16 protein-coding genes are annotated in these 13,919 nt (G+C 70.9%); 6 read left to right on the top strand and 10 right to left on the bottom strand.

The annotated features are described in order from the left end of the window. The first annotated feature begins 30 nt into the window (after positions 1–30). Positions 31–714, top strand: a complete 684-nt coding sequence (locus AB8M85_RS14940; protein WP_372699619.1) for a nitrilase-related carbon-nitrogen hydrolase — start codon at positions 31–33, stop codon at positions 712–714. 36 nt (positions 715–750) lie between these two features. Here the strand turns inward: AB8M85_RS14940 and AB8M85_RS14935 are convergent, their stop codons facing one another. The 5 genes from AB8M85_RS14935 to AB8M85_RS14915 form a co-directional block, all read right to left on the bottom strand. Then, on the bottom strand, positions 751–1,563 hold the full coding sequence (locus AB8M85_RS14935; protein WP_372699618.1) for an HAD family hydrolase: 813 nt from the start codon (positions 1,561–1,563) through the stop codon (positions 751–753). A 22-nt stretch (positions 1,564–1,585) separates the two neighbouring features. After that, positions 1,586–2,500: a carbohydrate kinase gene (locus tag AB8M85_RS14930; RefSeq protein WP_372699670.1), complete on the bottom strand. Its 915-nt coding sequence runs from the start codon at positions 2,498–2,500 to the stop codon at positions 1,586–1,588. A gap of 70 nt (positions 2,501–2,570) precedes the next feature. Next, a complete protein-coding gene (locus tag AB8M85_RS14925; RefSeq protein ID WP_372699617.1) occupies positions 2,571–3,395 on the bottom strand; it encodes an alpha/beta hydrolase family protein in 825 nt (274 codons plus the stop codon). 4 nt (positions 3,396–3,399) lie between these two features. After that, positions 3,400–4,209, bottom strand: a complete 810-nt coding sequence (locus AB8M85_RS14920; protein ID WP_372699616.1) for an enoyl-CoA hydratase/isomerase family protein — start codon at positions 4,207–4,209, stop codon at positions 3,400–3,402. Positions 4,210–4,266: 57 nt separating this feature from the next. After that, positions 4,267–5,532: a carbamoyl-phosphate synthase gene (locus tag AB8M85_RS14915; RefSeq protein WP_372699615.1), complete on the bottom strand. Its 1,266-nt coding sequence runs from the start codon at positions 5,530–5,532 to the stop codon at positions 4,267–4,269. Between the two features lie 170 nt (positions 5,533–5,702). Here AB8M85_RS14915 and AB8M85_RS14910 point away from each other — a divergent pair, with 170 nt between their 5' ends. Next, entirely contained in the window at positions 5,703–7,091 is a 1,389-nt protein-coding gene (locus tag AB8M85_RS14910; RefSeq protein WP_372699614.1) for an OFA family MFS transporter, read from the top strand. Then, positions 7,091–7,234, top strand: coding sequence for a hypothetical protein (locus tag AB8M85_RS14905; RefSeq protein ID WP_372699613.1), 144 nt, complete (start codon positions 7,091–7,093; stop codon positions 7,232–7,234). Before AB8M85_RS14910 ends, AB8M85_RS14905 begins: the two co-directional genes overlap by 1 nt. Positions 7,235–7,299: 65 nt before the next feature. On the opposite strand, the gene AB8M85_RS14900 is transcribed toward AB8M85_RS14905, so the two are convergent. After that, positions 7,300–8,025, bottom strand: a complete 726-nt coding sequence (locus AB8M85_RS14900) for a FadR/GntR family transcriptional regulator (RefSeq protein ID WP_372699612.1) — start codon at positions 8,023–8,025, stop codon at positions 7,300–7,302. A gap of 132 nt (positions 8,026–8,157) precedes the next feature. Between AB8M85_RS14900 and AB8M85_RS14895 the strand changes: the two genes are divergently transcribed. Together AB8M85_RS14895 and AB8M85_RS14890 are read left to right on the top strand one after the other, a co-directional pair. Next, entirely contained in the window at positions 8,158–8,736 is a 579-nt protein-coding gene (locus AB8M85_RS14895) for a gluconokinase (protein ID WP_372699611.1), read from the top strand. Next, positions 8,733–10,133, top strand: coding sequence for a GntP family permease (locus AB8M85_RS14890; RefSeq protein ID WP_372699610.1), 1,401 nt, complete (start codon positions 8,733–8,735; stop codon positions 10,131–10,133). The genes AB8M85_RS14895 and AB8M85_RS14890 overlap by 4 nt, the downstream gene beginning before the upstream one ends. 90 nt (positions 10,134–10,223) lie before the next feature. Here AB8M85_RS14890 and AB8M85_RS14885 read toward each other — a convergent pair whose 3' ends face one another. Continuing rightward, positions 10,224–10,985 carry a substrate-binding domain-containing protein gene (locus AB8M85_RS14885; protein ID WP_372699609.1) on the bottom strand — a complete coding sequence of 254 codons (762 nt, stop codon included), beginning with the start codon at positions 10,983–10,985 and terminating at the stop codon, positions 10,224–10,226. A gap of 45 nt (positions 10,986–11,030) precedes the next feature. Between AB8M85_RS14885 and AB8M85_RS14880 the strand changes: the two genes are divergently transcribed. Continuing rightward, positions 11,031–11,432 carry a DUF5997 family protein gene (locus AB8M85_RS14880; RefSeq protein WP_372699608.1) on the top strand — a complete coding sequence of 134 codons (402 nt, stop codon included), beginning with the start codon at positions 11,031–11,033 and terminating at the stop codon, positions 11,430–11,432. 80 nt (positions 11,433–11,512) lie between these two features. Here the strand turns inward: AB8M85_RS14880 and AB8M85_RS14875 are convergent, their stop codons facing one another. The 3 genes from AB8M85_RS14875 to AB8M85_RS14865 form a co-directional block, all read right to left on the bottom strand. Continuing rightward, on the bottom strand, positions 11,513–11,944 hold the full coding sequence (locus AB8M85_RS14875; RefSeq protein ID WP_372699607.1) for a universal stress protein: 432 nt from the start codon (positions 11,942–11,944) through the stop codon (positions 11,513–11,515). Positions 11,945–12,003: 59 nt separating this feature from the next. Then, complete coding sequence (locus AB8M85_RS14870) at positions 12,004–12,702, bottom strand: dienelactone hydrolase family protein (RefSeq protein WP_372699606.1); 699 nt, start codon at positions 12,700–12,702, stop codon at positions 12,004–12,006. 106 nt (positions 12,703–12,808) lie between these two features. Beyond that, positions 12,809–13,825, bottom strand: a complete 1,017-nt coding sequence (locus AB8M85_RS14865; RefSeq protein ID WP_372699605.1) for an MsnO8 family LLM class oxidoreductase — start codon at positions 13,823–13,825, stop codon at positions 12,809–12,811. Between the last annotated feature and the right edge of the window lie 94 nt (positions 13,826–13,919).

Raw genomic sequence — 13,919 nt, 5'->3', positions numbered from 1 at the left:
TTCCGACCCTACCGCGTGGGAGGTCCATCGTTGTCGCTGCCGACCGTGTATTGTGCCGCCGGCACGCCAGGCCGGGATCCCGAGGCGAATCTGGAGCGGATTCGGCACTGGGCGTTCGACGCCCGGGCGGCCGGCGCCGGGTTGCTGCTGACCCCGGAACTCTTCGTCACCGCCGAGACCGCAGGCGGGGACGCCGTGCTCCGCGAACGGCTGCGCTCCATGGCCCGGAGCACGGGCGTTGGCATCGTCGCCTCCACCCCGGAACTCACCGGAGGCCGCGTCTTCGTTGGCGCCGATTGGTGGGACAGGAACGGACAGCTGGTCGCCCACGTTCGCAAGTACCGTCTCGCCGCGTGGCAGCGCGCCCGGGGTTTCTCGGAGTGGCCTGGCCGTCCGATGTTCATCACCGAACAGGAATATATGCCGTGCGAAATGGGTTATTTCGTGGCCCTGGCCTTCGACGACGACGCCGCCGATCCGGCGCATGCCTATTTCCTGCGCGACCACGGCGTGCGACGGCTCCTGGTCCTGGGCGAGACCTCGTCCCGGCAGGACGTGGTCGTTCCGGCGCCGGCCTGGGCCGGCAAGCACACGGGGGTCCCGTTCCCGCAAACCGGCCCGCTGCCCGAACCGCTGCTGCGCCCCCTGCCCCGCGTTCCGGATGCGTGGTGGGCGATCCCGGCGCGAAGGTCGCCGGCGGTTCTGGGGTCATAGCAGCGCGGGACCAGCCGCCGGTGCGCCCCAGTGCCCCTAGACCGGCACGCCGGCCAGCAGGCGTTCGATGACTTGGGCGACCCCGTCCTCGTGCAGCGAGGCCGTCGTTCGTCCGGCTGCCGCCTTGGCCAGCGGGTGGCCGGAGTCCATGGCGTACCCGCGTCCGGCCCAGGCGAGCATTTGCACGTCGTTGGGCATGTCGCCGAAGGCCAGCACCTCGGCGGCATCGATTCCCAGGCCGCGCGCATAGCCGGCGAGGGTGACGGCCTTGTTAACCTCGGGGTGGGCCATTTCCAGCAGCGCCACGCCGGGGGCCGAGTGCGTCACGGAGACCAGCCCCGCCACCTCCCGCTCGACGAGGTGCTGGAACGCCTCGGCGTCGATCCCGGTGGTCTTCGCCAGCAGCTTCACCACGCCCTCGGCATCCAGCCGCGAGGCCTCGAAGGGTGCCTCGGTGACCTCGGGCAGGCGGATGGACTGGTCCCGGTCGTCGAGGAAGCCGGGCTCGAGCAGCAGGCCGGTGAGGGTTTCGGCGGCAAAGGCCGCCTGCGGCTGGTGGGTGCGGACGACGCGTTGGACCTGGGCGACGGTTGCGCCGGTGATGGTGTGGCTGGCCAGGACGCGTTCGCCCTCCAGGTCGTAGACGAGCGCCCCGTTGGAGCAGATGACGGTCCCCAGGTGCCCGAAGGCCCGCTGGACCGGGTCCAGCCAGCGGAAGGGGCGCCCGGTCACGAAGACCACCTGCAGACCAGCCTGCCGGGCGGCGGCGAAGGCGGCGACGGTGCGTGCGGAGATCGTCTCGTCGCGGTGCAGGATGGTGCCGTCGAGGTCACTGGCGATCAGGCGCATGGCGGCGTTTCGAGGCCCCCGTTCAGGAGATCTCGTCGCGGCGGGGCGGGTTGGCGCCGGGCCGGGAGACGGTGACGGCGGCAGCGCGGGTGGCGTAGTCGAGGATCTCGCGCAGCTGGCCGGGCGTCAGGTCGTGCAGGGCACCGCGGTGGGCGGCGCCGACGAGTTCGCGGTCCACCAGCGTCGACAGCAGGGCCGACATGAACGAGTCGCCGGCCCCGACAGTATCGGCAACATCGACGACGGGGGCCTGCACCTCCGCCGTCCCGGCGGCGACGACGCCGCGGGACCCGCCGGAGCCGTAGGTGGCCACCACCATCGCCGGCCCCAGGGCCAGCCACGCGCGGGCGGTCTCCTCCACGCTGCGTCCTGGGTAGAGCCACGCCAGGTCCGAGTCGCTGGCCCGGACCACGTCGCTGAGCACCACGAAGCGCTCGACCTGCTCGACGGCCTCCGCGTGGTGGGAGACGAAGCTGGGCCGGACGTTGGGGTCGTAGGAGATGGTGGCGTGGGGGCGGGCCCGTTCGACGGCGGCCAGCACGGTGGCGGCCCCGGGTTCCAGGACCGTGGCGATCGACCCGGTGTGCAGCAGCTGGGCGTCGGCCAGGGCCGGCGCGGTGGCGACGTCGAACGCCGAGAGATCCCAGGCCATGTCGAATTCGTAGGTGGCGGCTCCGACCGGGTCCAGCGTGCCGTGGGCCGTGGAGGTCGGCAGCGCGTCGGGGGCCAGGACCTCCTGGACGTCGTTGGCGCTGAGGTGCCCGTGGATCATGCGCCCGTACTCGTCGTCGCCGTAGCGCCCGACGAAGGCGACCGGATGCCCCAGCCGGGCCAGCCCCACGGCGACGTTCATCGGGCTGCCCCCGACGTAGGCCTGGGGTGCGGCGATGCCGCCGGAGAGCACGTCAACGAGGGCCTCGCCCATAACAGTCAGCACCATTCAACCTTACCTGTGGTCGTGGGGAACGCCCGGTGCGTCCCGCCCTCGGTGTCCCCCGGCCGGGCCGCTACGCCGGAACGGCGAGTTCGGCCAGGGCCACCAGGCAAGCATCCCATGCCGGGGTCCCCGGGGTGATGAGCGCGTAGTGGTCCCCGGTGGTCCAGACCATGCGGGCGGGGTCGCCCTGCGCCCGGGCGGCGTCGGTGTAGGCCCGCGAGAGGGCCGAGGGAACGTCGGAGTCGGACTTGCCATGCAGGGCGATGACCGGGACCCCGATCGGCAGCATCCGCACCGGGTCGGCCAGCTGCCAGCGCCGGGCGTCCTCCTCGGCGGTGGCGCCCATGAGCTTCAGCGCCGCGGAGTGGCTGAGCTTGAGCCAGCTGGCCATCCACAGTTCCAACACCCCGGCCTGGCTGACAACCCCCGCGACCTTCACCGCCGGTCCGGCCCCGGGGGCCCCGGCCGGGAGCTTGTGCCGTCCGGCCGCCCAGGTCCCCAGGTGTCCGCCGGCGGAGTGCCCCAGGACGACGACGTTGCCTGCTTCCAGCCCCGCCTGCTCCAGGGCCGGTCCCAGGGCGTCGATGCCGGCGGCGACGTCCTCGAAGGTCTGTGGCCAGCCGCCGGCATCCGGGCCGGGCTCGGCGGCGTCGGTGGTCCGTCGGTACTCGAGGTTCCACACCACCCAGCCGCGCCCGACCAGGTCCGCGGCCAGCGGCCGGCCCAGCGAGGCGTCGTAGGTATCGCGCCAGAAGCCGCCGTGGATGATGACGACGACCCCGGGCAGCCGCCGTTCGGTGGGGACGTAGAGTTCGGCGTACTGGCTGGGGTTCGGCCCGTAGTGGTGGAGGGCATCGGGTTCGCGGGTGGGGGCCGCCTGGTCGTTCTCTGCCATGGTCTCAGCGCCCCGGAAAGGCGGGGGTCTCCTTGGCCAGGAACGCGGTGCGCCCCACGACGGAGTCCTCGGTGGCGAAGGCCTCGCGGAAGCTCTCGACCTCCGCCTCGAGCCCCGCGGCGACCGGAAGCCCGTTGATCCGGTTCAGGGCCCGCTTGGTGTTGTCCACCGAGGTCGGGGCCTTGGCGGCGATCTCCTCGACGGTCGCCTTCGCCGCGGCCAGCAGGGCGTCGGTGTCGTCGAAGAGGGCGTTGGCCAACCCGATGCGCAGCGCCTCCGCCGCGTCGATCCGCCGCCCCGTGTAGATCAGCTCGCGGGCCTGCCCGAGGCCGACCCGCTGTTGCAGGCGCACCGACCCGCCGAAACCGGGCACCAGGCCCAGGTTGACCTCGGGCTGGCCGAAGCTGGCGCGGGCGCTGGCGTAGATGAAGTCGCAGGCCAGCGCCAGTTCGCAGCCGCCGCCAAGCGCGAACCCGTTGACCGCTGCGATGACCGGCACCGGCAGGGCCTCGAGCCGGGTTGTGACGGCGTGCATGCGGCGGGCGTAGGCCTCGGCCGCGTCGGCGCTCATGGAGTTCATCTCGCGGATGTCGGCCCCGGCGACGAACGCCTTCCCGCCGGCCCCGGTGAGCACGATCCCGCGGAGGGGCCAGTCGCCGTCGATGCCCACTGCGGCCAACCGGTCGGTGAGGTCGAGCAGGTCGTCCACGACGGCCGATGCCAGGGCGTTCATGGCCTCGGGGCGGTTGACGGTCACCACGAGGGCGGGCCCGTCCTGCTCGACGAGCAACGTGTCGTAGCGGGGGAAATCCATGTGTGCTTCCTTCCGGGTCGTCATCGACCGGCGTGGGCCGCCAGTTCCACCAGCATGTCAGAGTCGCGGCGGATGCTGGCGGAATTTGCGGAATTGGTTCAGCGAACTCAGCGCGATGTACCAGAGCCTACGGGGATGGCGTTCGGCGCGGTAGAGCAAGGGGTTGGCGACCCGGTGGGACCGCATCAGGGCCCGGGCCTTCTCCCCGACGGGCCCGCGCAGCTGCCGGCGCAGCAGCGCCAGCGGCAGCACCGTGTACAGGATGTGCTCCGAGGCCACCACGGGGGGCGCGTCGGGCGCGGCAGCCGGCAGCGCCCCGTCGTCGTACTCGGCCCCGAGGTATTCGCGCACGTAGAAGCGGGCGGCGTTGTGGCCGGCGGCGGTGACGTAGTAGTGGTTGCGGCCCAGCCGGGGGTTGAGTTCGAAAAATTTCACCAGCCCGTCGCGCGGGTCCAGCTTCGCGTCGAACATGGAGAAGCCGGTCCAGCCGAGGTGTTCGAGGATGCGCCGGCCCTGGTCGGTGAATTCGGCGTTGACATCGGTGACGATGGCCGCCGAGTTACCCAGCACCAGCGGGGCGTGCTCCTCCACGACGACCTCCCCGTAGGCGGCGAAGCGCACGCGGGCGTCGCGGTCGGAGTAGAACGTGCACAGGCGCATGTTGGTGTCCCCGCCGGGGATGAGCTCCTGCAGGATGAACGGGCTGGTGTAGCCGGAGGCGCGGATGCGCGCGAGCAGGTCGTCCAGCTCGTCCGCGGTGTTGATGGTGTGGACCTTCTGCTTGCCGGCGAATTTGGCGTGGACCCAGGCGCTGCTGTCGGCGGGTTTGCCGATGAGCGGGAAGGGCAGGTCGGCCGGCAGCGGGCGCGGGGCGACCGGGTCGTAGGCCACGGTCAGCGGGTGGGGGATGTCCAGTTCGGCGCACAGGGCGTAGAAGTTCTGCTTCAGCGCGGCGCGTTCGATGACCGCGGTGTCCGGGTAGGGGATGGTGTACCAGGGTTCGAGCCGGGCGCGGTGGGTGGTGATGATGCCGACCTGCAGGTCCAGCGACCCGAAGAGCAGCAGCGGGCGCGGGCGGGCGCCGTCGGCGGTGAGCTCGCGGGCGAGGTCCAGCAGGTGCCCGACGACCGCCTCGGCGTCGGTCATGGTGCCCGCCGGGCGGATGTCCAGGGCGACCGAGTGCTCCAGCACCCCGTTGCCGCCGGCGGGCACGGCGGCGCTGACGACGCCGTAGGCCTCGTGGAACTCGCGGGCCAGCGAGTAGGTGCCGATGTCCCCGCCGAGGATGACGGGGACGAACGGCTGTGAATCCGGGATGTTCATGCCGACCAATGTATCGGGGCCGGCCGCGCGCGCCGAACCACGCCGGACCACTAGGCAAGAAGTGTGTTGTGCAGCACAATGTCCAGAGGCAACCATTGCGCCGTTCCGCGGCGTTGGACCACCACTCGCACCCGCCGCTCGCCGGCCAGGCCATTTTGGAGGCACGTTCCATGGCGATTCTCGACAGATCGCGTTCCATCGCCCCACCGGGGTTCAACCGGTGGCTCATCCCCCCGGCGGCCCTGGCCGTGCACTTGTGCATCGGCCAGGCGTACGCCACCAGCGTCTACAAGACGGCGCTGATCGGCCACTTCGGGGCCTCGCAGACGGCCGTCGGGATCATCTTCTCGATCGCGATCGTCATGCTCGGCCTCTCGGCCGCCTTCATGGGCACCTGGGTGGAGCGCTCCGGACCCCGCAAGTCCATGTTCGTCGCGGCGTGCTTCTGGGCCGCGGGGTTCCTGGTCGGCGCGCTGGGCATCTTCACCGGGCAGCTCTGGCTGGTTTACCTCGGCTACGGCTTCCTGGGCGGCATCGGCTTGGGCATCGGCTACATCTCCCCGGTCTCCACGCTGATCAAGTGGTTCCCGGACCGGCCGGGCATGGCCACCGGGATGGCGATCATGGGATTCGGCGGCGGCGCACTGATCGCCTCCCCGCTCTCCACGCAGCTGCTCAAGGCGTTCGACCCGGCCTCCGGGACCGAGGGCTGGGTGGCCAGCGGCGACGCAGTCGGCCGGCTGTTCGTGACGCTGGGCATCGTCTACTTCATCGTGATGATGTACGGGGTGTTCAGCATCCGCGTCCCGGCCGAGGGCTGGCGCCCGAACGGCTGGGACCCGGCGCAGGTGAAGCATTCGGACCTGGTCACGAAGAACCACGTCTCGGCGGCCAACGCCATCAAGACGAAGCAGTTCTGGCTGCTGTGGACCGCGTTGTTCCTCAACGTCACCGCCGGCATCGGCATCCTGGAGCAGGCCTCGCCGATGATCCAGGACTTCTTCCGGGCCGAGAACGGCATCTCGGCAGTCTCCGCGGGGGTGGCCGGCGGCTTCGTGGGCCTGCTCTCGATTGGCAACATGGCCGGGCGCTTCGCCTGGTCGAGCACCTCGGACGTGATCGGACGCAAGAACATCTACATGCTCTACCTCGGCGTCGGGGCGGTGCTCTACGTCATCCTCGCCTTCTTCGGAGGATCGAGCACGCTGCTGTTCATCCTGCTGGCGTTCGTGATCATCAGCTTCTACGGCGGCGGCTTCTCCACGGCGCCGGCGTACCTGAAGGACCTCTTCGGCACGTTCCAGGTCGGGGCCATCCACGGCCGGCTGCTCACCGCGTGGTCGGCCGCCGGCATCGCCGGGCCGCTCATCGTCAACGGGCTGCTGGACGCCCAGGGCAAGCCGGGCACGATGAACGCGCACAACTACCTGCCGGTGCTGCTGACCATGGTCGCCCTGCTCGTCGTCGGGTTCGTCGCCGCCGTGCTCATCCGCCCAGTCGACTCCCGGTTCCATGAACCCGACCGCGTCACCGCCACAACCAGCGCCGAGGAGGCCTGATGGACACCACGTCCCGCACCCCCGAACACGTCCCCGTCAACGTCGCCCCGGGCCGGCTGGTCTTCGGCTGGCTGCTGGTGGGCGTCCCGTTGGTCTATGGGATCGTCACCACCCTCTCGCGCGTGGGACAGCTGTTCCAATAGCACGGCTTGTCCGGGCACGACGGCGGAACCCCCTTCCGGGGCCGCCGGGGCCAGCTGCCGGTCGATCAGTCCGGCAGCTGGCCGTCGGTGAGCCTGGCCTCCAGCGCGGCCCGGACCTCGTCGACCAGGACCTGCATGTGCGCCTCGGCGCCGGGTCCGTCCGCCGCGGCCACGGCGGCGGCGACCGCCTCGTGTTCGGCCAACGCCTTCTCCCGGGGCTGGAACGGCATCATGCCCTGGTGCGTGCGGCCGGCCAGCACCTCGGCAACCACGCCGTCGAGCTCGGCGAACATGGAGTTGCCGCTGGCGTGGAGCAAGAGCGAGTGGAACGCAATGTCGGCCTCCAGGAAGCCCTCGAGGTCCCCCGCCTGGCCGAGCCGGCGCAGCTCGGCGGCCAGCCGGAGAATCTCCTCGCGATCCGGGTCCGGCGCCCGGCGGGCGGCCCCGGCAGCGGCGAGCGGCTCGACGGCGATCCGCAGCTCGGTGAGCTCGGTGAACTGGCGTTCGCGCCCGGGTCCGGCCAGCCGCCAGCGGATGACGCGCCGGTCATAGGCGTTCCAGAACCGTGGTTCCTGCACCACCAGGCCGACCCGCCGCTTGGCGTACACCATCCGCAACGACTCCAGGACCCGCATGCCATCACGCATGACCGTCCGCGAGACCCCGAAGCGGGCCTGCAGGGCCTCCAGCGTCAGCCGGTCCCCGGGACGCAGCGTCCCGTCGGTGATCTCGCGGCCAAGCGTCTCGACAATGGGTTCCTGGAGCACTGTCGCGACCGCCGGAATCTGCATGGGGAACATCCTACGGCCGCCCCACGGCGAGACTTGTCACAATTGGTACTATCTTTGGGCTCGATTAAGGTGTTATCTTTTTTCCACCCGCTGATCCGACAGCAGGCCAACGACGTCCGTCCAGGAGAGCACATGCCACTACCGGCACCCCCGGCCCCCGCCATCCACCTGGTGGTGATGGGCGTTTCCGGCTCCGGGAAGACCAGCGTGGCCAGCCACCTCGCCACGCAGCTCGGATGGCCCTGCGCCGAGGCCGACGACTTCCACCCGCCGGCCAACATCGCCAAGATGGCCGCCGGCACGCCGCTGGACGACGCCGACCGACGCCCCTGGCTCGAGGTGCTGCGCGACTGGATGGACCGGCATGCCCCCACCTCCGCTGGGACCGTCGTCACCTGCTCGGCCCTCAAGCAGAGCTACCGCGACCTGCTCGGCCAGGCTTCCGGCGTCGTGCGCTTCCTACACATCCAGGCGGACCCCGACCTGCTCGCGCGGCGCCTCGAGGCGCGCGCCGGGCACTTCATGCCCGGTGCCCTGCTGGCCAGCCAGCTGGCCACGCTCGAGCCCCTCGGGCCCGACGAGGACGGCGTCACGCTCCTCAACGACACCACACCTGCGGACCTGGCCGAACGGGCCATCGCCGCGCTGGGCCTGGTCCCGGCAGCCACCACCACCTCATCCGCTCCCCAACCCCGACCGGAGAACCCATGACCATCGAGAACTGGACCCAGACCCTGGGTGCCGGACCATTGCTCGGCATCGCCGCCGCTGCGATCGTCGTCCTGCTCCTGCTCATCATCAAACTACGGCTGCATGCGTTCGTGGCCCTGATCCTGGTCAGCCTGCTGACCGCCTTCGCCACCGGCATCCCCACCGGCAGCGTCGTCTCCGTGCTCACCGACGGCTTCGGATCGACCCTGGCCTCCGTGGCCCTGCTGGTCGGACTGGGCGCGATGCTCGGACGCATCGTGGAAACCTCGGGTGGCGCAAAGGTCCTGGCCGACTACCTCATCCGGGTGTTCGGCGAAAAGCGGGCCCCCTTCGCCCTCGGCGTGGCCTCGCTGATCTTCGGCTTCCCGATCTTCTTCGACGCCGGCCTGGTCGTCATGCTGCCGGTCGTCTTCGCCGTCGGCCGCCGCCTCGGCGGCGGTGTGCTGCTCTACGGCCTGCCGGCCGCCGGCGCCTTCTCGGTCATGCACGTCTTCGTCCCGCCGCACCCGGGACCGGTGGCTGCCGCCCAGTTCTTCGACGCGAATGTCGGCTATGTGCTGCTCATCGGCCTCGTGGCGGCCATCCCCACCTGGTACCTGACCAGCTACCTCTTCGGCAAGTGGGCCGGACGCAAGTGGGAGCTGCCCATCCCGAACCTGCTCGGCGAGGCCGACTCCGAACACGAGGCCAACCCCCCGGCCTTCGGCACCGTCATCGCCGTGCTGCTGCTGCCCCTGGTGCTGATCTTCCTGAACACGGGGCTGAGCACATTGGCCTCGGCCGGCGTCTTGTCCGAATCCACCGCTGATTCGACCTGGTTCCAGCTGCTGAAGGCCATCGGCCAGACCCCGGTCGCCCTGCTGATCGCCTTGCTGGTCGCCGCCGTCGTCCTGGGCATGCGCCGGGGCATGGCCAAGACGGCCATCGAACAGGTCATGGAAAAGGCCCTCGGCCCGGTCTGCTCGGTCATCCTGATCACCGGCGCCGGCGGCATGTTCGGTGGCGTCCTGCGCACCTCCGGCATCGGCGATGCCCTGGCCAACGTGCTGGGCGATCTCGGGGTGCCGCTGATCCTGGCCGGGTTCCTCATCGCCGGCATCCTGCGCGTGGCGCAGGGCTCGGCGACCGTCGCCCTGACCACCGCAGCCGGGCTGCTCGCCCCCGCCGTGGCCGCCGCTGGCCTCAACGAGATCCAGCTGGCCACCATGGTCGTCGCCGTGGCCGCCGGCTCCGTGATCATCTCCCACGTGAACGACTCCGGATTCTGGCTGGTGGGCCGCTTCTTCGACATGGACGTGAAGACGACCCTGAAGACGTGGACCGTGCTGGAGACGCTGATCGGCGTGGTCGGCTTCGGGATCGCCGCGGTGGTCTTCGGGTTCGCCTCGATCGGCTAGCCTGCTTGGCCCCCGGGGCCCCGCGCCGCCGCCCTGTCGGGTCGCGACGCGGGGCCTTTCCGCGTCCGGGGGCAGGTCGGGGCGATGCGCCTAGCGACGACCGCGTGAGGGGCCACCGCGGCGCTTCCCGCCACCGGACCCGGCTCCGCCCTTGCCCCCGGGACGCTGCCCCGTCTTCCGGGAACCGGCCCGCGGGGCATCCTGCGGGGCGCGTTGGCGCTGCCGCTGGGCTTGGGCCGCCTCACGCTGTTCGCGTTCGCGCACCGAGGGCTGGCGTGACGAATTCGCCCCGCGGCCGCGCACGATCCCGATGAACTCCTGGACCCGCACGTCCTCGGGCTCGTCGCCCGCCGGCTTCAGCCAAGCGATGCCGATCCGCGTCGACGGCACGCCGGCCACCACCTTCTGGACCACGTCCTTGCGCCGGTGCAGGCGGCCCACCGACATGGGAACCAGCAGCAGGCCGGCCCCCGAGCCCACGACCTCCAGGGCCATGGCCACGCCTCCGGCGGCGGGCGGGTAGTCGGCCGGGTCCAGCCAGGTCTCCCCCGCCAGGTCGTCGAACGGGACCTCGTCGTCGTAGAGTTCGATGCCATGGTCCCGCGGGGCGCACACCACGGGCAGTTCCTCGTAGAGCGGGATGACATGGGTGGTCGCATCGGCGGGCTTCGCGCCGTCGGCAAAGCGCAGGAAGACCAGGTCCGCCGTCCCGGCGGCGAGCAGTGCGCGGGGGTCGTCACCGCCGTCGTACATCTGGGCCTGGACGGGGATGTCCGGCTGGCGCTCGCGCCAGCGTTCCAGCCACTTTCCCGGGGTCACGCCGGGTACGTAGGCAATTCTGAGCTCGGCCACGAACGCAAGCCTACCCGCAGCCCCGCCGACCGGTACGCTGGTTTCATGAGCCAGAAATCCCCGCAGAGCATGAAACCGGCCACTGCCGCCAAGAAGCTGGGCGTGTACCTGCCCGCCACGCCTGCCGAGTTCCAGGAGGGCCCGGTCACCCGGGACGCCCTGAACGAATTGATGAACGATCCGCCGGAATGGCTCGTCGACTTGCGCCAGAACGGACCGCACCCGCGCCCGGTGGTCGCCCAGAAGCTGAACGTGAGCATTTCCGGGCTCGCGCGCGGCGGGGTGGAGGAGGCGCTGACCACTGCACAGATCGAGGAACTGCTGGCCAATCGGCCCGAGTGGCTGCAGTCCGAGCGCGCGAACATGGCGGCGGTCCGCGCCGAGGAGACGCGCATCCGCGAGGCCGCGGCACAGAAAGCCGCCCAGCGCGCCGAGGGTGGCCGCTAGCCACCGCACGCGCAACGCCCAGCACGGCGAACGGCGCCCCTCCCCGGCCGGGGAGGGGCGCCGTTAGCGTCGAGCTGCGGTTAGCTGGCGGTCTTGACGATGTAGACGTCGCACGGGGCGTTCAGCGCGACGCTGGAGGCGACGCTGCCGAGCACGCGGCCCAGGCCCTTCATGCCGACGTTGCCGACCACGATGAGCTGGGCGCCGAGCCGGCTGGCTTCCTCGACGAGGGCGTCCTGCGGCTTGCCCTTGACCGCGGAGGCCGTGATGGTCGCGCCCGGGACCAGTTCGCGCAGCTTGACGGCGGACTTCTCGGCGAGCTTCTGGGCCTGCTCGGCGTCGTCGAGGATCCAGGTGTCGCTGCCGATCTGGACCACCTCGGTGTTGTCCTTGGTGTGCGCGGTGATCACCATGAGATCGGCACCGAGGCCGGCGGCGACGGTGGCCGCTCGGGTGGCGGCCTTGTTGGCGGTCTCGCTGCCGTCGACCCCGACGATGACTGTTCCTGACATGTGTTTCCTCCCTGTCCGGTGCGGCACCGGCGGCGCCGCACCCGTTGGTCGTGCGTGGTCTAGTTGGTCTTCCCGCGCAGGAAGCCGATGGCCCGTTCCCAGGCCAACCGGGCGGCCTCGGGCCGGTAATTCCCCTGCGGGTTCCCATCATTATGGAACGCGTGCGGCGCCTCGTAGTAGTAATAGGTCACCTCGGCGCCCGATTCGTCGCGGATCTGCTGTTCCTGGGCGCGCGCCTGGTCCACGGGGAACGAGGTGTCCTCGGTCGCATAGTGGCCCTGGATGGCGGCGCGGACGCCGGCGAACGACTCCGGAACCCCCTGGCCCACGCCGTAGAACGGCACGGCGGCAGCGATGCGATCGCCTTGCTGCGCGGCCAGGGCGAGCACGAATCCGCCGCCCATGCAGAATCCGATGGCCGAGACCTTCGAACTGGTGACCTCCTCGAGCCCCAGCAGGTAGTCAACGGCCCCGGCAAGCAGGCGTGCGCCCTCCTCCTCCGGCAGCTTCTGCATCATCTCGGCGGCCTCGTCGCCGTCGTGCGTGATCCAGCCGCCGTAGAGGTCCGGGGCCAACGCCACGAAGCCCTCGGCGGCGAGCCGATCCGCCACGTCGCGGATGTGGTCGGTCAACCCCCACCATTCCTGGATGACGATCACGCCCGGTCCGCTGCCCGTCGCGGGCTTGGCCAGGTAGCCGTGGGCGTCCTGCCCGGCTGAGGGAAAGGTGACGTTCTGGTGTGCTGACTGTTCTGCCACGGATGCTCTCCTGCTCGTCGACGGCGCTTGGCGTTCCCAGTCTATGCAGATTGTGTGGTGCCGGTCTCATCCGCGACGGGCGTCCGCCGCCCGGGCAGCACCCGCCTCAGGGCCGTGGCGGCGCCGCATCGTCCCGGCGTTGGTCCATCCGGCCCAGCAACCGATCGGAGCATGCCTGGTCCTCGACGTCGAAGGTGCTGCCGGTCAGCAGGATCTCATCGGCCCCGGTGGCGGCGGCAAGGTCCGCCAGCCGCCGCTGGACGCGGGCCGGGGAACCGTGCACTGCCGCATCCAGGTGGTCCTCGACCAGGGCACGTTGGCGTGCGGTCATGGCCAGAGCCCGGATCGCGTGCGCCGGCTCCAACGGGCGGAATTCCCCGCGGGTCCGGGACTGGGCCATGGCCCACGCCTCCGGAAGCAGCAGTTCCCTGGCCCGCTCATCCGTCGCCGCCGCCATCGCCGTGACGGCGACGGTGACATGGGGCCGTGCGAAGCGCCCGGAAGGGCGGAAGGCCTCGCGGTATCCCGCGACGACGGCACCGGCCTGCCGCGGATCCGCCGCCACGGGACCGCCGAGGACGACGCCGAGTCCTGCCCGGGCCGCAATGGCCACTGCGCGGCGGGTCGCCAGGATGAACACCGGCAGCTGCGGGAACGGGCGGGGACGGGAGGTGAAGGGCGCCTCCCCGTCCAGGTAGGACACCAGTTCGGCCAGATCGTCGGAAAACGCCCGATCCCCATACCGTTCCACCCGGAGCCCGGAGCGGACTGCGGGCGTGAAGCCCAGGGAGCGCCCCAGCCCCAGATCGATGCGGCCCGGGTGGAGCCGGTCCAGCGTGGCGGCCTGTTCGGCGACGACCAGCGGCTGGTGGTTGGGCAACATGATGCCCCCGGAACCGACGCGCAGTCTCGTGGTGGCGGCCGCGATCGCCCCCATCAACACTGCCGGGGCGGAGCCGGCGATGCCCGGCACCCCGTGGTGTTCGGCGACCCAGAACCGTTTGATCCCCTCCCCATCGATGCGCTGCGCCCGCTCGATCACCGCCTGGGGGGCGCGGCCCTCCGGCTCGCCGGAACGGACCATCGCGCGGTCGAGGATGGACAGCGGTGGCAAGCGGGTCATGATGGGTACAACCCCGATCCAGCGGGCGTATTCCGACAACGGCCGTCGAACGTGAAAATGTCCCCCTCCGGAATCCGGAAGGGGACATCATCGG

The sequence above is a fragment of the Arthrobacter sp. JSM 101049 genome (assembly GCF_041679245.1).
In the GTDB taxonomy this organism is placed as follows: Bacteria; Actinomycetota; Actinomycetes; order Actinomycetales; family Micrococcaceae; genus Arthrobacter_H.
The sequence above is the reverse complement of the archived record's forward strand: the minus strand, read 5'-3'. Positions and strand labels throughout refer to the sequence as shown.